Source organism: Nocardia sp. NPDC050412 (genome assembly GCF_044458825.1).
Lineage (GTDB): Bacteria > Actinomycetota > Actinomycetes > Mycobacteriales > Mycobacteriaceae > Nocardia.
In genome coordinates this window covers 1-18,663 of sequence record NZ_JBITIJ010000016.1, presented here as the reverse complement: position 1 = coordinate 18,663, position 18,663 = coordinate 1, and the positions used below count along the sequence as shown (strand labels likewise).

The following is an 18,663-nucleotide window of genomic DNA, read 5'->3' as shown; positions in this document are numbered from 1 at the left end:
CCGTATTACAACGGAATAATCACTACGGCTGGGCGGCCTCGAGCAGGTCCGCGACCGGCGCACCCGCGGCGATCTTCGCGCGGACCTTCATCACCTGAGCGGTCTTTCCCGCGCCCACCACGCCGGTCAGATTGCCGTTCTGCGAGTAGTAGGCGAGGAACTTGCGGCCATCATCGGAGACGATGTGGATTTCGTCATCGGCATTCGGGGTGCCGAGCGCCTGGATCTTCACGTCGTACTGATCGCTCCAGAAGTACGGCACTCGCGCCGCTGTCGGCGGTTCGGCGCCCAACAGCGCACATGCCAGCAGCCGCGCCTGCTCACCGGCGTTGGTCCAGTGCTCGACGCGCTTGCGCTGACCGGTCTCGTGCAGCCATGCCGACACATCGCCGACCGCCCACACACCCTCGACCGAGGTGCGGCCCACCTCGTCCGCGAGTACACCGCCACCGGCCGACGGTTCGGCGAGTGCGATATCGGAATCGGCGAGCCATTCGGTCACCGGCCGGGAACCGACACCGATGACCACCAGATCGGCGGCCACCTCGCTGCCGTCGGAGAGTCGGGCGCCGCGCACTCGGTCGTCATCGGAAAGGAAGCTGTCCAGGCCCGTTCCGCAGCGCAGATCGACGCCTTCGTCACGATGCATGCGCGCGACCAGCGCACCGATTTCGGCACCGAGCACCGAGGCCAGCGGCGTCGGCTGCGGTTCGACGAGTACGACCTCGACACCACTGGCTCGGAAGCTCGCCGCCAGTTCACAGCCGATGAATCCGGCACCGACCACCAGCGCGGTACGCGCGCCGGACAATTCGTCGCGCAGGGCGGCGGCATCGGCATAGCCGCGCAGCACGTGCACGCCGCGCAGATCCGGCAGCCCGGGTAAGCGCCGCGGCCGCAGACCAGTCGCGATGATCAGTTGGCCGTAGTCGAGCGTGCCACCGTCGGCTAGGCGCACCTGGCGGGCGTCGATGTCGACGCCGACCGCCTCGGTATTCAGCCGCAGGACGATCTGCTTCTCGTCGAAGAATTCGGCGGGGCGCAGCGTGGTGTCGTCGGTTTCGCCGCGCACGAACTGCTTGGACAGCGGCGGGCGATCGTAGGGCAGCCGCGACTCGTCGCCGACGAGGATCAACTCACCCTCGTACCCGGCACGGCGCAACTCCTCCGCTGTGCGTAAACCGGCCAGACCAGCTCCGATGATTACGATCGGCCCGTTCATGCCGCCACCTCGCTTGCGCTCGGCTCGGGCATGACCGGGCCCCCGGCTGTGTCTGTGGTTCGCTCGCTGCGCTCACTCACGCACAGCCTCCCTTCGGTAGTGCCTGGCAGGCGCCGGCTCGAGTTGGCATCCGTCACTGATGGTGACGCAGCTAACCCTAACCTTCGCTTGGTCGCGATTCGCCGTGATGGCCGTCACTCCGCCTTACCGACCGATCGGTGCGCAATCGTATCCATCCCTCTATTGATCGGGCGGTCAATCAGAGTTAGATCTGGGTGAGGAGAACAATTCAGAGCCTGAGGAGGCACACCATGTTCACCGAAAGTCGCGCGCAGGACTTCTTGGCCGTTGTGCTGGGCGTCTTCACCGCGCTGTCACCCCTATGGGTGACCCACAACGACAACGCCATGTGGACGCTGATCGTGCTGGGCGTGCTCATCGCCCTCACCGGCCTGGCGCAGATGTACCGCGCGACCCTGACGGCCGCCGACTACGCGATGGGCTTGTTCGGCGCGTTGCTCTTCATCTCCCCCTGGGCGATGGACTACACCGACTACCGCGGCGCATCCTGGACCGCATGGGTAGTGGGCGTGGTGACGGTAGTGGTCGCGGTGGCGGCGCTGCCGATGGTGTCGGACCGGTTGCACGACATGGCTCCGCATCACTGATGCAGATGCCGAAACCCCGGCGAGTCGGGCGTCGTCGTAGCGCCAAAGTCGACGGCGACGCCCGTCAGCTCATTCTCGATGCCGCGGAACGACTTTTCGCGGCACAGGGATTCGACGCGACCGCGACCGCGACCATTGCCGAGAGCGCCGATGTCCCCAAGGGGCTGGTCTTCTACTACTTCCCCACCAAGGATTCGATCCTGACCGCGCTGATGGCCGAGCGGGTGCCGGCCCAGCCGATCGCCGATATCGGCACCGTGGTCACACCGGGCGATCCGGCGGCCAGCCTGATCAATCTCGATGCCGCACTCAATCTGCGCGATCACCATTCGTCGGTGCTGCGGGTGATCATGTGGCGCGAAGCCGATACCCATCCCGACGTCCGCCGCCAATTGCGCCGCCTGCGCGATCAACTGCTCGACGTCACCGCCCGGGTGCTGCAGGCCAGCGCGCCCGCCCCGATCCAGCCCGGGACTCTGCGCGCGTGCGCAGCGGCCTGGGTTTCGGCGATGTTCGCCATTGCCAGCAGCGACCGACTGCATGCGCTCGACGGGCTGCCGCTGCCGACCGCGGATGAAATCTGCAATGTCGCCCAGGTCGTCGCCGCGGGGATGACTCAGCTCGGCTGAGCACCGAAATCTGAAAGACGCGCCTTCTCAATGCGGGTGCACGGTGCGTGATACAAGTTCCAATTGTGGAGATCAATCGAATCCTTCGAGATCTCACCGGTCTCGCGACGCGCGCAGTGATTGTCGGCCTCCTGGTCGGCGCTTCGACAACAGTCATCGGCGCTACCGAGACCCAGGCCGCACCGATTTATCCGGACCCGGACCCGGACACCTTCTATGCGGCGCCACCCGATTTGGCGAATAGGAAACCGGGTGACGTGCTCGCGACGCGGCAGTTGCCGCCAATATTGATCTTTCCCGATACGACCGTCACGCTGATCAAATTCCGTTCGACAAATTCCACCGGCCGGCCGATCGCGGCGACGACCACGGTGCTGACCCCGCGCTCCCATCAACCCGATGGGCCGGTGCTGTCCTATCAGCACATCATCAACGGCCTCGGGGCCAAGTGCGCGGTTTCCCGCGTGCTGTACACCTCGGATCCGAATCTGCAGGTCCGCGAGGCGATATTGCTCAACGCCCTACTGCTGAGCGGGTGGAGTATCGCGCTGCCCGATCACCTCGGACCGACCTTCGCCTACGGCGCGGCCCGGCTCGGCGGCCAGGTCACCCTGGACGGTATTCGCGCCGTGCGCCGGGTCCCCGAACTCACCGCCGCACACAGCCGAATCACGATGGCCGGATATTCCGGCGGCGGTATGGCCACCGCATTCGCCGCCGCGATGGCACCGAAGTACGCGCCGGAACTCGAGATCGCGGGCGCCGCGACCGGTGGCGTGCCGATGAATTTGGTGAAAATGCTGGAAAGCGTCAACTTCAACCCGCATCCGGCATTCGGACTGCTGATGGCGGCCGCTATCGGGCTGGAACGGGAATATCCGGACCGGTTTCCGATCAGCAATTATCTGAATGCCAGCGGGGTGGCGGCACGCAAAGTCATCACCAACGGCTGCACCAATGAAATCCTCACCACCGGCGCGGGACACAGCGTCCGGGATTACGCGAGCAGTATGACGATGGTCGGTGATCGCAACGCCCGAGCCGTGCTCGAGGAGAACAGTCTGGAACTATTCGACGGAATCCCGAAAATACCGATATTCGAATGGCATTCGCCCAGTGATGCGCTCATCCCGACCGAGTCGATCCTCGATGTCAACCGCCGCTACTGTGCGGCCGGCGTGCCGTTGCAGGCCGAACTCATCTACTCCCCCGAACATCTGAGTGCCGCCATCCTCGGCATTCCCTCGGTGCTGTCCTGGCTCGCCGCGCGCTTCCGCGGCGATCCGGCGCCGAGCAACTGCTAGTCGGCGAGAAAGGCGACGACATCGGAGACGAACCGCTTCACGACCCCGATATGAGTGGTTTCCGGGTAAATGATCAAGCGCGAGTTCGGGATTCCGTCGGCGGTACGACGGAAGGTCTGTGTGCTGTAGGCGCCGTCGCGGTCGCCGCCGAGAACGAGGGTCGGCGCGGTGATATCGCCGAGGCGCCCGGATAGATCGAAGGCATCCTCGGCACGGATGAAGGCCAGCGTATCGGCCGGATTCTTCGGGCGCGCAAGGGGATCGGCCAACCACATAGCCGCCGATGCGATGCGTTGCGCGATCGGCGACGTGGAGCCGACGGCGGCCATATGGTGCAGCGCACGCTTACCCGCATAGACCGCCTCGCCATAAGCCAATTGGGCTGCGCGGGTGGCGTTTTCGAGGGTGTAGCCGGATGAGGCGACGATCAGTCGGCGCACCGCGGCAGGTTGATCCGCCGCGAGTTGTAGCGCCAGCGATCCACCCGAGGACACGCCCAGAACATCGACCGGCGCACCGAATTCGGCCTGCAACGCATCCGCGTGGTCGGCGGCGATATCGGCCATCGTCGTCCCCTCGGCCATACCGGGCGCACGATTGACCGCATACACCCGAAAATGCGCCGCGAGCGGTGCCAACGTCTTGATTTCGGACTGCCGCATCAATCCCGTCGGATTGGCATGATCCGGGGTGAACCAGCGCAGGAATACCAGCGGCCGCCCGGCTCCGAGCGCGAGATACGGCATACCGTGCGTCAACGTCCCCTCGGTGACGTCGAGCGCGGTGGCCAGCGCCGAACTCCTCATAGCATCCCTCCGATCAACCGGTCTTTACCCCCTTTTGCCCGACATTAACCACAGCTGGAACAGCCTGCTCGAACGCACCTTTCGCCCGAAATGCCGAACGGCGCCGCCCCTTTCGGAGCGACGCCGTTCGAAAGCGATTCAGGAAATCACTTGATGATCTTCGTGACGCGACCGGCGCCGACGGTGCGGCCACCCTCGCGGATCGCGAAGCGCAGACCCTCGTCCATGGCGACCGGCTGGATCAGCTTGACGGACATCTCGGTGTTGTCACCGGGCATGACCATCTCGGTGCCCTCGGGCAGGGTCACAACGCCCGTCACGTCCGTGGTACGGAAGTAGAACTGCGGACGGTAGTTGTTGAAGAACGGGGTGTGGCGGCCACCCTCGTCCTTGGACAGGATGTAGGCCTGACCCTCGAACTCGGTGTGCGGGGTGGTGGTGCCCGGCTTCACGACGACCTGGCCACGCTCGACATCTTCGCGCTTGATACCACGAACCAGCAGACCGACGTTGTCACCGGCCTGGCCCTGGTCGAGCAGCTTACGGAACATCTCGATACCGGTGACGGTGGTCTTGGTGACCTTCTCGCGGATGCCGACGATCTCGACTTCCTCGTTCACGTTGACGATGCCGCGCTCGACACGACCGGTCACGACGGTGCCACGACCGGTAATCGTGAAGACGTCCTCAACCGGCATCAGGAACGGCTTGTCGGTCTCACGAACCGGGTCCGGGATGGACTCGTCGACCGCGTTCATCAGCTCGACGATCGCCTCGGTCCACTTCGGGTCACCCTCGAGCGCCTTCAGACCGGAAACCCGCACGACCGGCGCTTCCTCGTCGAACTCCTGGGCAGCCAGCAGTTCACGGACCTCCATCTCGACGAGCTCGAGGATTTCCTCGTCGTCGACCATGTCCGACTTGTTCAGCGCGACCAGGATGTAGGGCACGCCGACCTGACGGGCGAGCAGCACGTGCTCACGGGTCTGCGGCATCGGGCCGTCGGTGGCGGCGACCACGAGGATGGCACCGTCCATCTGCGCCGCACCGGTGATCATGTTCTTGATGTAGTCGGCGTGACCCGGCGCGTCGACGTGTGCGTAGTGGCGCTTCTCCGTCTGGTACTCGACGTGGGAGATGTTGATCGTGATACCACGAGCCTTCTCCTCAGGCGCCTTGTCGATCTGATCGAAGGCAAAGCTCTCGTTCAGATCCGGGTACTTGTCAGCCAGCACCTTGGTGATCGCTGCGGTCAGCGTGGTCTTGCCGTGGTCGACGTGACCGATGGTGCCGATGTTGACGTGCGGCTTCGTCCGCTCGAACTTCGCCTTCGCCACTTGGTGTCCTCCTGGACTTGTTGGTGCGTGCAGTTGCAGCAGTGCGGTTTACATATTGGGGGTCGTGCATGACTCCCGGCTGATAAGGGCAAGTCTTGCACCTGCCCCCATCGGAGTTATTCGCCGGTCGCCTTGGCGATGATCTCCTTCGACACGTTGGCCGGAACCTCCGCGTACGAATCGAACACCATGGAGTAGTTCGCCCGGCCCTGGGTCTTCGACCGCAGATCACCGATGTAACCGAACATCTCCGAGAGCGGAACCAGCGCCTTGACGACACGGGCACCACTGCGTTCCTCCATGGCCTGGATCTGGCCACGGCGGGAATTCAGGTCGCCGATCACATCGCCCATGTAATCCTCGGGCGTGATGACCTCGACCGCCATCAGCGGTTCGAGGATCACCGGACCGGCCTTACGGGCCGCTTCCTTCAGGGCCTGCGAGCCGGCGATCTTGAAGGCCATTTCCGACGAGTCGACGTCGTGGTAGGCGCCGTCGAGCAGCGTGACCTTCAGGTTCACCAGCGGGTAGCCCGCGAGCACACCGTACTGCATGGCATCCTGCGCACCGGCGTCCACCGAAGGGATGTACTCACGCGGCACGCGGCCACCGGAGACCTTGTTCTCGAACTCGTAGGTCGCGCCGTCCTCGCCGACAAACGGCTCGAGGGCGATGATGACCTTCGCGAACTGGCCGGAGCCACCGGTCTGCTTCTTGTGGGTGAACTCGAGCTTCTCGACCTTCTTGGTGATCGTCTCGCGGTAGGCCACCTGCGGCTTACCGACGTTCGCCTCGACTTTGAACTCGCGCCGCATGCGGTCGACGAGGATGTCGAGGTGGAGCTCGCCCATGCCGCCGATGACGGTCTGACCGGTCTCCTGGTCCAGCTTGACCGAGAAGGTCGGGTCCTCTTCCGAGAGACGCTGGATCGCGGTACCCAGCTTCTCCTGGTCGGACTTGGTTTTCGGCTCGATGGAGACCTGGATGACCGGGTCCGGGAAGGTCATGGACTCGAGCACGATCTGGTTCTGCGGATCGCACAGGGTGTCACCGGTGGTGGTGTCCTTCAAGCCGATGACCGCGTAGATGTGGCCCGCGACGGCCTCGCCAACCGGGTTCTCCTTGTTGGAGTGCATCTGGAACAGCTTGCCCAGCCGCTCCTTCTTACCCTTGGTCGAGTTGATGACCTGGGCACCGGAGTCGACCTTGCCCGAGTACACGCGCACGTAGGTCAGCTTGCCGAAGAAGGGGTGCACGGCGATCTTGAAGGCGAGACCGGAGAACGGCTCAGCGGTGCTGGCGTCGCGGTGGATGATCTCGTCTTCCTTGCCCGGCACGTGACCGTCGGTGCCACCGTCGTCCAGCGGCGTCGGCAGGTAGTCGATCACGGCGTCGAGCATGGGCTGCACGCCCTTGTTCTTGAACGCCGAACCACACAGGATCGGGTACAGCTCGGAGTTGACCGTCAGCTTGCGGATGGCGCCCTTGATCTCATCGATCGTGAGCTCTTCGCCACCGAAAAACTTCTCCAGCAGCGCCTCGTCGGATTCGGCGACAGTCTCCAGGAGCTCCTGGCGGTACTGCTCGGCCTTGTCCTTGAGGTCGGCCGGGATCTCTTCGATCTCGTACTTCTCGCCGAGCTTGGTCTCGCCCTTCCAGACCTTGGCGTTCATCTCGACCAGGTCGACGATGCCCTCGAAGGTGTCCTCAGCGCCGATCGGCAGCTGGATGACCAACGGCTTGGCACCGAGACGGTCCTTGATGGTCTGCACGGTGAAGTAGAAGTCCGCACCGAGCTTGTCCATCTTGTTGACGAAGCAGATCCGAGGCACGTCGTACTTGTCGGCCTGACGCCACACCTGCTCGGACTGCGGCTCGACGCCCTCCTTGCCGTCGAACACCGCAACGGCGCCGTCGAGCACGCGCAGCGACCGCTCCACCTCGACGGTGAAGTCGACGTGCCCGGGGGTGTCGATGATGTTGATCTGGTTGTCGTTCCAGAAGCATGTGGTAGCCGCGGAGGTGATGGTGATACCACGCTCCTGCTCCTGCTCCATCCAGTCCATGGTGGCGGCGCCATCGTGGACTTCACCGATCTTGTAGGTGATGCCGGTGTAGAAGAGGATGCGTTCGGTTGTGGTCGTCTTGCCCGCATCAATGTGGGCCATGATGCCGATGTTGCGGACCTTGTTCAGGTCGGTGAGCACGTCCTGTGCCACGGAAATCTTCCCCGCTCGTAGCTAGTTGGGATTTTCGGGGACGACCCTGTGGTCGTCTCTATGTCAACGCCGGAAGCGGCAGGTTAGTGCCGCTTTCCGACTGTGCCTACCGACCCAGGAAACGACGGGCCGGGCAGACGTCACCAGCGGTAGTGCGCGAAGGCCCGGTTGGACTCGGCCATCTTGTGGGTGTCCTCACGGCGCTTCACCGAAGCACCCAGACCGTTGCTGGCATCGAGGAGCTCATTGGCCAGACGCTCGACCATGGTCTTCTCGCGGCGAGCGCGGGAGTAGTTGACCAGCCAGCGCAGGGCCAGCGTGTTGGAGCGGCCCGGACGGACCTCGACAGGCACCTGGTAGGTGGCGCCACCAACGCGGCGGGGCTTCACCTCGAGGGCAGGCTTGACGTTGTCCAGCGCGCGCTTGAGGGTGACGACCGGATCGGTGCCGGTCTTCTCGCGCGCCTGCTCCAGCGCGCCGTAGACGATGCGCTCGGCCGTGGACTTCTTGCCGTCCAGCAGGATCTTGTTGACCAGCTGAGTGACCAGCGGCGACCCGTAGACCGGGTCGTTGATCAGCGGACGCTTGGGTGCGGGGCCCTTGCGTGGCATATCAGCTCTTCTCCTTCTTGGCGCCGTAACGGCTGCGGGCCTGCTTGCGGTTCTTCACACCCTGGGTGTCGAGCGAGCCACGGATGATCTTGTAGCGGACACCCGGAAGGTCCTTCACACGACCGCCACGAACGAGCACCATCGAGTGCTCCTGCAGGTTGTGGCCCTCACCCGGGATGTAGGCCGTGACCTCGACCGCGCTGGTCAGGCGAACACGCGCGACCTTACGCAGCGCGGAGTTCGGCTTCTTCGGGGTGGTGGTATACACGCGGGTGCACACGCCACGACGCTGCGGGCTCCCCTTGAGGGCCGCGGTCTTGGTCTTGGAGACCTTGTCGCGACGACCCTTGCGGACCAGCTGGTTGATGGTTGGCATAGACCGGCTTTCCTTAATTAGTTAACGCGGTGTCTGGAACTTCATGTCTGTGTTCAATTCGCGATGCTCGTGGGGCCCTCGTGGTCACGCTCCGCTACCTCCTTCGGGCCCATCACTCCCATCGCCGTGTTCAATTAGCAGCGCTCTCGGGACCCTCCGTGGTCACGCAAGCTACCGCCTCCGGGTCCGTCGTTCACGCTGCGGTCATCGAGCTTTCACTCGCACGTCCGGCCACGTTTCGCGCGTCCCGAGGTCGGGCGTGTCGCACGCAAGACATATCCCGAATTCCGGGCACGCCGGAAAGGTCAGCCGCTCTCGCTGGCCTACGTTTACGCACGAACTTGCCCGCATGCTTCCGGGCACAGCGATCCACGATACTCGTGACCGCGACACGGGGTCAAAGTGGGGTCGGTTCGCACGCCCTACTGCCCGATACCACCTGCCAGGCTACCGCGCCAGATTCAGCGTCAGCTCGACCAATTTCTGCGCACCCGCGCACGGATCGGGATGGCCGCCGGGATGATAGTTGATCCACCAGCCGATGATGCCGGTGTCAGCGGCGCCCGCACTCACCCCGCACGAGTCCGGATCGTTCGGACGCGTCGTCTTCAGACCGCGCCGCCCCTGCACGGTGATGTTCTCGGTGTTGTAGCCGAGCTTGTCGTTATTGGACTTCTCGTTGTTCAGCGAGCCTTCCTCATACCAGTTCAGGGTCACCATGGCCGAGCCGCCGGGCGCGTCCTCGACATCCCACATGCACACCGCGCCGTTGAAGGACGGGGAAACGACCGTCGCATTGCCGACCGCCGCACCGATCTGGTCGAGCCCGACCACCTCGCATTCGCGCAGCAATTTGTCGAAATTGGTATTGATCGTGGTGGTGCCGCTGCCGCCCGCCGGATGCGCCGAACCCTTGACGGTTTTGCCGCAGCCGCCCGCGGACATCGCGACCGCGAGCACCGCGGCGACGGCCGCCGCAACCCGCAGACCAGGACGTGAACTCATCCGCATTCCCCTCACTGCAGCCGCTGCACGGTCAACTCGGCCAGCTTGCGGGTCCGGTCACACGGATTGCCCTGCTCGGAGAACAATCCGTAGGACATCGACCACTCGAAGAAATCGTCATCGAGTTGCACCGCCAGATCGCAGACCGAACCGCTGGGATCGAGTGCCTGGAAGCCCTTGCGGCCACCGACATCGATGGTCTCCGGATCGCGCCCGACATTGGAGACCCAGGCCTTCTCGCGATCGATCGGGCTACCCCGATAGGACGCGAAAGTGACACTCGGCGAAGCGAGTCCGGCGGATTGGAAGTTGCAGCCGACCGAATTCCGGTTGACCCGCGCGAGTTGGCTCAACCCGGCGATATCGCGCACCTCTTGATCGGTGACATGGCCGCACTCACCAACGAACGGGCCGAGCGTCGCGACCTTCGGCGGCGGGCGCAGCGGGGCGTTCGAGGAATCGGAGTCACCGTCCGAGCCGCAGGCCGACAGCGTCAATACCAAGGCCAGACCGGTGATGATCGCCGACGGGATCCGCATGCCGTGAACTCTACTGAAATCTTGGCGGCGCGGGCGCCGCGTGTTCGCGGCCCCCTGATGTCTCGCGTCCGAGCCGTCGAGACTTGCGCCTGCGGCGCATGCGCTTCGACGACTCGGACGCGAGACGGGCCGCGAACGGGTCGCTCGTAAGACTCGCTCCGACGGGGTCGGTGATGACGAAGCGCTTGACACCCGGTGCACGCACGCTCAGAAGGTCGAGACACGCGAATGCGGCACATGCGCTTCGACAACTCGGACACAAGACGGGCCGCGAACTCCTCGCTCGTAAGACTCGCTCCGACAGGGTCGGTGATGACGAAGCGCTTGACACCCGGTGCACGCACGCTCAGAAGGTCGAGACACGCGAATGCGACGCATGCGCTTCGACAACTCGGACACAAGACGGGCCGCGAACTCCTCGCTCGTAAGACTCGCTCCGACAGGGTCGGTGATGACGAAGCGCTTGACACCCGGCGCACGCACGCTCAGAAGGTCGAGACACGCGAATGCGGCACACGCACTTCAACGACTCGGCCGCAAGACGAGCCGCGAACGGGTCGCTCGTAAGACTCGCTTCGTCGGGGCTGGTAGTGCGGTAATCGACGGGCGGTTAAAGGTTTCCGCGCGCTGCTTGTTCGCGTTCGATCGCCTGGAACAGGGCTTTGAAGTTGCCCTTGCCGAAGCCTAGTGAGCCGTGGCGTTCGATGAGTTCGAAGAAGACGGTTGGGCGGTCGGTGAGCGGTTTGGTGAAGATCTGCAGCAGGTAGCCGTCTTCGTCGCGGTCGACCAGGATGCCGCGGCGCTGCAGCTCGCGCACCGGGACGCGGACGTGGCCGATGCGGGCGCGTAGTTCCGGATCGGAGTAGTAGGTGTCGGGCGTTTCGAGGAATTCGACGCCCTCGCGGCGCAATACGTCGACACATTCGAGGATGTCGCTGGTGGCGAGCGCGATGTGCTGCACGCCTGGGCCGCGGTAGAACTCCAGGTATTCGTCGATCTGGGAACGCTTCTTACCGACGGCTGGTTCGTTTAGCGGGAACTTCACCCGGTGATTGCCATTGGCCACCACCTTGCTCATCAGCGCCGAGTATTCGGTGGCGATATCGTCGCCGACGAATTCGGCCATATTCGTGAATCCCATGACGCGGCGGTAGAACTCGACCCACTCGTCCATCATGCCGAGCTCGACATTGCCGACGACATGGTCGATGGCCTGAAACAGCCTGGTAGGGGCGCCTGCGCGCGGCTGATACGCGGAACGGCGGGCGACATATCCGGGCAGATACGGCCCGTAGTACTCGCAGCGATCGATCAGCGTATGCCTGGTCTCGCCATAGGTGGCCAGCGCGGCCGAGCGGACAGTGCCGAATTCGTCTGTGTCGTCATGTGGTTCGACCAGGATCCGCGCGCCGTGTGTGCGCGCCCATTCGATGCACCGGTCCACATCCGGAACTTCGAGCGCGATATCGACAATGCCGTCGCCGTGCCGATCGTGGTGTGCGACCAGCGGACTGTCCGGTGCGACCGCGCCGGTGACGACGAATCTGGCCGAGCCGCTGCGCAGCACATACGCCTTGTGATCACGGTTGCCGGTTTCCGGACCCGAATAGGCCTCCAGCCGCATCCCGAAGGCGGATTCCAGGAAGTGCGCGGTCTGAGTCGCGTTGCCGACCACCCAGACCAGTGCATCCCAGCCGATAACCGGGAACGGATCGACGCTGTCGTCATGATCGACCAGCCCGACCAGGCGGCGCAACTCACCGTCGGCAGGCAGCGGACCACTCTGTCGGTGGGCTTTCGGCAGATGCTCGATGGTCATGATCCAAGGAAATCGCCGCCCCTTCGGATAGGCAACATCACCGATTTCGGTTAGACACTATGGCGAAATCGGCTAGCAAGTCACCCCTGATGCTGGACAATTTGAATAGCATCGTAAGTGACCCGCACTACGCCGGTCATGCCCCGAACGGAGGCCGTCATGTCGCGCACGCCCGCGAAACTCGATGAACTCGATCTCGCCATCCTCACCGCGATGCACGAGTATCAGAAGGCGGGCATTCTCGAGCTGTCCCGGCGCACGCGGGTCGCCAGGGCCACCGTCCAGTCGCGCATCGGACGGATGGAGGAGTCTGGCGTCATCTCGTCCTATGATCCGCAGATCGATGTCACCGCAGCGGGTTTCGATGTGCAGGCCTTCGTCACCTTGGAGATCGCACAGGGTGCGCTGGATGCGGTGGCGGCCGAACTCGACACGATTCCCGGCGTACTGGAGGCATATGCGACCACCGGCTCCGGCGATGTGCTGTGCCGGATCGGCGCGGATTCACATGCCGGACTCCAGGCGGTGTTGTTGAGCATCGACCGGACGAGTTCGGTGGTGCGCTCGCACAGTGTGATCGTGCTGTCGACAGTGGTCGCGCATCGGACGCTGCCGCTATTGCGCACGCTCACACCGACCGGGACCACCAAAGCACCCGCCTACCGGGACGCCCACGAGCGGTAGGCCGGTCGTTTACGCTCGTGCTCGCGGTGCGCGGCGGATTGGTCCCCACACCGTATTTCCCGAACTATCGAGTGCGAGACCAGTTTTGAGCGAGACGACTGCCGAATCCACATCCACCCCACACGCCCGCGCCACCTGGGCTGAGCTGTTCTTCGACCTGGTGCTCGTCTTCGCGGTCACCCAGACCGCTCACGTACTCGGCCACCACACCTCGTTCGCCACGCTGGGCCATGCCCTGGTGCTGCTTGCACCGCTGTGGTGGGGGTGGGTCGGAGTCACGATCCTGGTGAATACCGTCGAGGAGACCAATGCCCAGCGGCTGGTGTTGTTCGCCTGCGGGCTGTGCATTTTCTTGATGGCGGTGGCCGCGCCCGCGGCGCTGGACCAACCACGCGGGGCCGCAATGGTTTTCGCGGGCGCGCACCTGCTGTTGCGAATTATGCTGTTCGTCGCGATCACCAGCACCAATGGATTCGCGACCACGATCAATCCATTCAGTATCGGATTGGTCACCGGCATAGCGATTTTCGCGAGCGCGCCGCTGCCCGAGCATTCGCGGATCTGGTTCTGGGCCGGTGCGCTCATCGTGCAGTTGGGAGCGCCGCTGCTGTACGCCAGGGCCCTGCGCGGCCGGACGATCGGCGCATCGCACCTGGTGGAACGGTTCGGCTTGTTCATCATCATCGCGCTGGGCGAATCGGTGGTGGACGCGGGCGCGCAGGCGTCCTCGACCGACCTCGATCCGGCGGTGGTTGCCACCCTGGTGCTTGCCTTCCTCGTCGGTGCGGGGCTGTGGTGGATCTATTTCCACCGCTCGGCGCGACTGCTCGAGTACGCGCTGGCGACCATGCCCTCGCCCGGGCTGATCGTGCGAGATGTGCTGAGCTATGGGCATTTAGCGCTGGTCACAGGACTCGTCGCGGTGGCCGTCGGCCTGGGGCATGCGGTCGCCGATCCCGGGCACACCGCCCACGGCGTCGCCGCCGCGCTCGCACCGGGCGGCGCGGCTGTGTTCCTCGTCGCCCTGGTGGTGAATCGGTGGCGGATGCTCGGCAATGTCGCCACGACTCGGGTCGTCGCGGCCGTTGGCTTGATCGCCGTCGCGCTGGTGTCGTCGTTGTTACCCGCGATTGCCGTGGTCGGGCTCACCGCGGCCGTGCTCGTCGCGATCGACATCGCCGAGCAACTGGTGGCTGGGCCCGGTCAACCGTTACCCGCGGTGCGGGTCGGACGGCGGCAGCGCTCGACGTAGCACGGGGCGGGGCCGCGCAGGGCGTGCTGAGCCCACAGATTTGCGCCGCGGTCGCCCGCATTCGGTGCGTTGATCCTCATCGTCCTGGTCAGGGACGCAGATCGGCGGCCACGTCCAATATTTCGACGCTCGGCTGCTTATCGGCCTCCAGAAACCCGACCAGCGCATTGGCCTCCGCATCGACCGCCTTGCGCTCCACAGCCGACCACGTCCTGGTCGGGGTGATGCGCAGGCGGGCGACACCCTTCTCCAGGAAGATCTTGTAGAAGCCCGCGAGGAAGCCGTCGACCAGGACCGGGGAGACCGCGGTCGCGAATGCGCGCAAGGGTGGGGCCGTGCCGTCGGGGACGATTCTGGTTCGGTCCTGATGCGAGAGAATCGCATTGTCGTACCAGCCGAGCAGGCGCACCGGGGCGGGCAGATCGGGATCGGCGAGTTCGCCGTCGGCGATGTCGTAGAGGGTGCGACCGCGTTCGTCGGTGTAAGTGCGCAGGCGGTCGCCGAGCTGCTCGACGGCGGCCTTCATACCGGTCAGCTTCGACCAGGTCTGCATATCCATGGTGCTGGCCGGGCCGAAGGCGCACAGATAACGAAAGACCAACTCCGCCAACGGATAGTTGGGTTCCAGCGGCGCGCCGAGCCAGGGTTCGACACGGGACCAGATCGGCCTGCTGTTGTCCTTCCACTTGCCCCGCGGCGGAGTCTGCAGCACGGGCAGTTGGCACAGCCAGGTCTGCAGCACCGCACCGGCATCGCGATCCGGGTAGATCACCGCGGCCTTGGCGCGCAGGTCGGCCGCCGACATCGGCTCGTCACCGAGTGCGGCCTCGCCGTGCTTGCGCACCTCGTCCGGATCCAGACCGACCATGGCGCCGTAGTTGAAACCTTTTCGGAAAGGGATCTTCTCGAGCTCGGGCTGGATATGCGGCGCAATACGCAGCGCATCCGGCGGCGTAACCATATGAATTGTCCCGCGCATCAAGGTGATTCGCACCAGCGAGCGATCCTCCAGAGCGGCCGACACCGTCGCGGGATCGAAATCCGCTATGCGGCTCCACAATCCGACGAACGGCGGCCGCGAATCCTGGGCCTGCAACCCCACCAGATGGTCACACATCTCGAACACACTCAGCGCTGAACGCTCCAGCAGATGCTGGCGTGCGAGCAACGTCCGATTCAATACCCGATTAGACAGCATCTGCGCAGCGATTCCTCAGGGTGGCGGTCGGGCACGGGTGGGCCAGCTTCATGATCAGATCACCGTACCGCTGGGCGCGAATTGTCGCGCCGCGCATCGAATGGTCGCAGAATTCGAGCGCGGCCTACCAATTCCTGCGCGGCTCGAGGTCAGCGCAGGGTGACGACAACCTTTCCGGTGGCGGTGCGGTTGTCGAGGGAGGCGACCGCCTCGGCGGCCCGCTCCAACGGGTAGAGCACCGGCTTCGGTGGGGTGATCTTGCCGGAGGCAAGCAATGGCTCGACCTCTTCCCACTGCTCGGTCAGATAACCCGGATGGGTCATCACCCATTCGCCCCAGGCCGCGCCGATCACCTCGACGTTCTTGAGCAGCAGTCGATTCACCTTGACCGTCGGGATCTCACCGGCGGTGAAGCCGACCACCAGCAGACGGCCCGCCGGAGCGAGGCTGCGGATGCTGTCGGTGAACCGGTCGCCGCCGACCGGATCGAGCACGATATCCACACCGCGGCCACCGGTCAGCTCCTTGACGGCCGCGAGCCAGCCGTCGGTCAGCACCACATCGGTGGCGCCGTTGGCACGCGCGACGGCCGCCTTCTCCTCGGTGCTCACCACCGCGATGACCCGACTCGCACCCAGCGCGACCGCCATCCGCAGGGTCGAGGTGCCGATGCCGCCCGCGGCGCCGTGCACCAGCACGGTCTCCCCCGCAGCCAGCCTGCCGCGGTTGCGCAGGCAGAAGTGCACGGTCAGATCGTTGAACAGGATTCCGGCCCCGGCCTGCAGAGATACATTGTCCGGCAACCGGAACACCATCTGCGTCGGCGTGACCGCCACCTCGGCGAGAGCATTGCCGAGCATGGTCAGCGCGACCACCCGATCCCCCGGCTTTATGTGCGCGCCCTCCGGAGCCTCGCGCACGATCCCAGCCACCTCGCCGCCGACGACGAACGGCAGCTCGGGCTTCATCTGGTACAGACCCCGCGTCATCAGCACATCGGGAAACGCCACCCCGGCCGCATGCACGTCGATGACCACACCCCCGGGATATGCCGCCGGCTCCGGAATCTCGACGACCTCGACCGCTTCCGGCCCCTCCAGCTTGCTGACCTGGGCTGCACGCATATGCCGACCTCTCTGTCCATTCGGCGACACTCACATCACCGACGCCATGACCAAACTAACCACCCACCGTCGACCCCCTGTCCGCACCACCTGTTTTTGCTATGCTGACCGCGACCTGAGGTGGGGACGAAGGGGGAGGTTTTTCGTGGTAGACCAAATGAACCCGGGCACGTTGCGGGTCGATGCGGGCGCACTGCAGACATTCGCCAAGAGTCTGGGCGATGAGGCGAATGGCATCAAGAAACTCAATGTCGGTGACGGCTTCAACATCGCGGTAAACGCACTGCCCGGCACCCAATTCGGAACTGCCGTGCAATCCGCCACCGACACCGTCAACCGCAGCCTGACCCGAATCGGCGAGCGTCTCGACAAGATCGCTTCGCTCACCCACAACGTCGCGGGCGCGTTCGAAGTCGCCGAAACCGACTTCACGAACAACCTGAAGACGATCGGCCTGCAACTGCCATGACCCTCACCATCGACGATGTAGCCAAGTGGGAGCCCAGCCACCTCACCACCGCCGCCGACAACGCGGCCAAAATCTCAACGGATCTGGACACCGCGGTCCGCAAGGGCACCGAAGACACCGCAAAGCTGGGCACCGACAAGATCTGGTCCGGCGCCGCCGCAGCAGCGGCGAATACGCGAATGGAGACCGAAAAGACCCGCGCTTCCGCGGTGAGTCAGCGAATACTCGAACTCCAAACGGCGTTCCAAGCCGAGGTTGGTCGGCTTCAGTACCTCAAAGACGAGATCGTGACGCTGCGCAACACAATCTCGACCGCGTCGCCGGTTCCGGCCGACGGCCGAGGTCTCATCACCGGCTTCCCGGTGAATCCAGACGGAACTATTGACCCCGAAGGCCGGATCGCCGCCCTACTCGGTCCGCTGTCCAGTCAGGACAACCAGAACACGGACACCGAGAACCTGGCGTGGAGAGCCCGTCGGGACGCCGCGGACTGGTCGAACCAGATCACCGTCAAACTCAAGGAAGCGGAGCAGGCCGCCAACGACGCAAAAACAAAGGTGGACACCGCAGTACAGAACCTGGAGAAGGCCTTCAACGACCTCGGCGACCCGAATCTGGGAACGTCACAGTCCCAGAACACCAGCACCACGCCGGCGTCCACCACGTCCTCCAACACGAGCAAGCCCAGTTACGTGTCGAGCAATCACAACGGCAGCGGCTCCGGATCCTCCTCCGGCAGTTCGAATTCGGGCAGCACGACGTCGTACAACGTCCCCACCACCATGCCGACCGGCGACCAGAAGAAGTGGATCGAGGAAGCGATCAAGGCGCTGCGCGAAAAGGGCTACAACATCAGCGATAGCGACGCCGCGATCATCGCCACCATCATCGAGAAGGAATCCGGCGGCAACCCCAACGCCATCAACCTCTGGGACAGCAATGCCGCGGCGGGCATTCCATCGAAGGGCCTGATGCAGACCATCGACCCGACTTTCAACGCCTACAAGCTGCCCGGCCACGACGACATCTGGAATCCGGTGGACAACATCATCGCCGGATCGCGGTACGCGATCGAAAGATACGGTTCATTGAGCAACGTACCGGGCATCGTCGCGATGAGCCAGAAGGAAGGCTACGTCGGTTACTGATCGGCGCGGCCCCGATCGAACGACTTACTGGGTGTTCGCCAGCAACGCGTACTGGGCGACAACCCGTTGCTGTGCGTCGTACAACTGCGCGCTCTGCACATAGATCGCATACGACCGGTACGCGACCACGCATCGAAACCTATCGTCCGAAACGGCCCTGGCCGGCCCCCGATGATGCGACCATCCGGTCTTTGAGTCCGGGGTCGATCGGTTTCAGTTGATCTCGCAGACCACGGGGTGATGGGTGTGGCTG

General features: G+C 64.4%; 18 protein-coding genes. 7 read left to right on the top strand and 11 right to left on the bottom strand.

The window, feature by feature from the left end:
* Positions 1-22: 22 nt before the first annotated feature.
* Positions 23-1,222: an FAD/NAD(P)-binding oxidoreductase gene (locus ACIBI6_RS33655; protein ID WP_364358188.1), complete on the bottom strand. Its 1,200-nt coding sequence runs from the start codon at positions 1,220-1,222 to the stop codon at positions 23-25.
* Positions 1,223-1,533: 311 nt separating this feature from the next.
* Between ACIBI6_RS33655 and ACIBI6_RS33650 the strand changes: the two genes are divergently transcribed.
* The 3 genes from ACIBI6_RS33650 (at position 1,534) to ACIBI6_RS33640 (ending at position 3,823) form a co-directional block, all read left to right on the top strand.
* Entirely contained in the window at positions 1,534-1,890 is a 357-nt protein-coding gene (locus ACIBI6_RS33650; protein ID WP_364358185.1) for an SPW repeat protein, read from the top strand.
* A 5-nt stretch (positions 1,891-1,895) separates the two neighbouring features.
* Positions 1,896-2,519, top strand: a complete 624-nt coding sequence (locus ACIBI6_RS33645) for a helix-turn-helix domain-containing protein (RefSeq protein WP_364358182.1) — start codon at positions 1,896-1,898, stop codon at positions 2,517-2,519.
* A gap of 119 nt (positions 2,520-2,638) precedes the next feature.
* Complete coding sequence (locus tag ACIBI6_RS33640) at positions 2,639-3,823, top strand: lipase family protein (protein ID WP_396958953.1); 1,185 nt, start codon at positions 2,639-2,641, stop codon at positions 3,821-3,823.
* Here ACIBI6_RS33640 and ACIBI6_RS33635 read toward each other — a convergent pair.
* The 8 genes from ACIBI6_RS33635 to hppD all read right to left on the bottom strand — a co-directional run bounded on the left by ACIBI6_RS33635 (position 3,820) and on the right by hppD (position 12,535).
* Entirely contained in the window at positions 3,820-4,629 is an 810-nt protein-coding gene (locus ACIBI6_RS33635; protein WP_364358179.1) for an alpha/beta hydrolase, read from the bottom strand. The two genes, ACIBI6_RS33640 and ACIBI6_RS33635, sit on opposite strands and share 4 nt — an antisense overlap.
* Positions 4,630-4,775: 146 nt before the next feature.
* Positions 4,776-5,966, bottom strand: a complete 1,191-nt coding sequence (gene tuf / locus ACIBI6_RS33630; RefSeq protein WP_364358176.1) for an elongation factor Tu — start codon at positions 5,964-5,966, stop codon at positions 4,776-4,778.
* Positions 5,967-6,082: 116 nt separating this feature from the next.
* The gene (fusA, locus tag ACIBI6_RS33625) at positions 6,083-8,185 is read right to left on the bottom strand and encodes an elongation factor G (protein ID WP_327093961.1); all 2,103 of its coding nucleotides are present in this window, start codon (positions 8,183-8,185) and stop codon (positions 6,083-6,085) included.
* A gap of 140 nt (positions 8,186-8,325) precedes the next feature.
* A complete protein-coding gene (gene rpsG / locus ACIBI6_RS33620; RefSeq protein WP_040739280.1) occupies positions 8,326-8,796 on the bottom strand; it encodes a 30S ribosomal protein S7 in 471 nt (156 codons plus the stop codon).
* 1 nt (position 8,797) lies between these two features.
* On the bottom strand, positions 8,798-9,172 hold the full coding sequence (rpsL, locus tag ACIBI6_RS33615) for a 30S ribosomal protein S12 (protein WP_019049359.1): 375 nt from the start codon (positions 9,170-9,172) through the stop codon (positions 8,798-8,800).
* A 447-nt stretch (positions 9,173-9,619) separates the two neighbouring features.
* A complete protein-coding gene (locus ACIBI6_RS33610; RefSeq protein WP_364358171.1) occupies positions 9,620-10,177 on the bottom strand; it encodes a DUF3558 domain-containing protein in 558 nt (185 codons plus the stop codon).
* Positions 10,178-10,188: 11 nt separating this feature from the next.
* Positions 10,189-10,716 carry a DUF3558 domain-containing protein gene (locus ACIBI6_RS33605; RefSeq protein ID WP_364358168.1) on the bottom strand — a complete coding sequence of 176 codons (528 nt, stop codon included), beginning with the start codon at positions 10,714-10,716 and terminating at the stop codon, positions 10,189-10,191.
* Between the two features lie 610 nt (positions 10,717-11,326).
* Complete coding sequence (gene hppD / locus ACIBI6_RS33600; RefSeq protein ID WP_364358165.1) at positions 11,327-12,535, bottom strand: 4-hydroxyphenylpyruvate dioxygenase; 1,209 nt, start codon at positions 12,533-12,535, stop codon at positions 11,327-11,329.
* A gap of 159 nt (positions 12,536-12,694) precedes the next feature.
* On the opposite strand from hppD, the gene ACIBI6_RS33595 reads away from it, so the two are divergent.
* Both ACIBI6_RS33595 and ACIBI6_RS33590 read left to right on the top strand, forming a co-directional pair.
* Entirely contained in the window at positions 12,695-13,219 is a 525-nt protein-coding gene (locus ACIBI6_RS33595; protein ID WP_364358162.1) for an Lrp/AsnC ligand binding domain-containing protein, read from the top strand.
* A gap of 85 nt (positions 13,220-13,304) precedes the next feature.
* The gene (locus ACIBI6_RS33590; RefSeq protein ID WP_396958898.1) at positions 13,305-14,471 is read left to right on the top strand and encodes a low temperature requirement protein A; all 1,167 of its coding nucleotides are present in this window, start codon (positions 13,305-13,307) and stop codon (positions 14,469-14,471) included.
* An 88-nt stretch (positions 14,472-14,559) separates the two neighbouring features.
* Here ACIBI6_RS33590 and ACIBI6_RS33585 read toward each other — a convergent pair whose 3' ends face one another.
* Both ACIBI6_RS33585 and ACIBI6_RS33580 read right to left on the bottom strand, forming a co-directional pair.
* Complete coding sequence (locus ACIBI6_RS33585) at positions 14,560-15,669, bottom strand: winged helix DNA-binding domain-containing protein (protein ID WP_396958897.1); 1,110 nt, start codon at positions 15,667-15,669, stop codon at positions 14,560-14,562.
* Positions 15,670-15,818: 149 nt separating this feature from the next.
* Positions 15,819-16,793 (bottom strand): NADPH:quinone oxidoreductase family protein, encoded by a 975-nt coding sequence (locus ACIBI6_RS33580; protein WP_364358153.1) that lies wholly within the window; start codon positions 16,791-16,793, stop codon positions 15,819-15,821.
* Between the two features lie 145 nt (positions 16,794-16,938).
* Here ACIBI6_RS33580 and ACIBI6_RS33575 point away from each other — a divergent pair, with 145 nt between their 5' ends.
* Entirely contained in the window at positions 16,939-17,262 is a 324-nt protein-coding gene (locus ACIBI6_RS33575) for an ESX-1 secretion-associated protein (protein WP_396958896.1), read from the top strand.
* Positions 17,259-18,410: a transglycosylase SLT domain-containing protein gene (locus ACIBI6_RS33570; protein ID WP_396958895.1), complete on the top strand. Its 1,152-nt coding sequence runs from the start codon at positions 17,259-17,261 to the stop codon at positions 18,408-18,410. The genes ACIBI6_RS33575 and ACIBI6_RS33570 overlap by 4 nt, the downstream gene beginning before the upstream one ends.
* Positions 18,411-18,663: the final 253 nt, after the last annotated feature.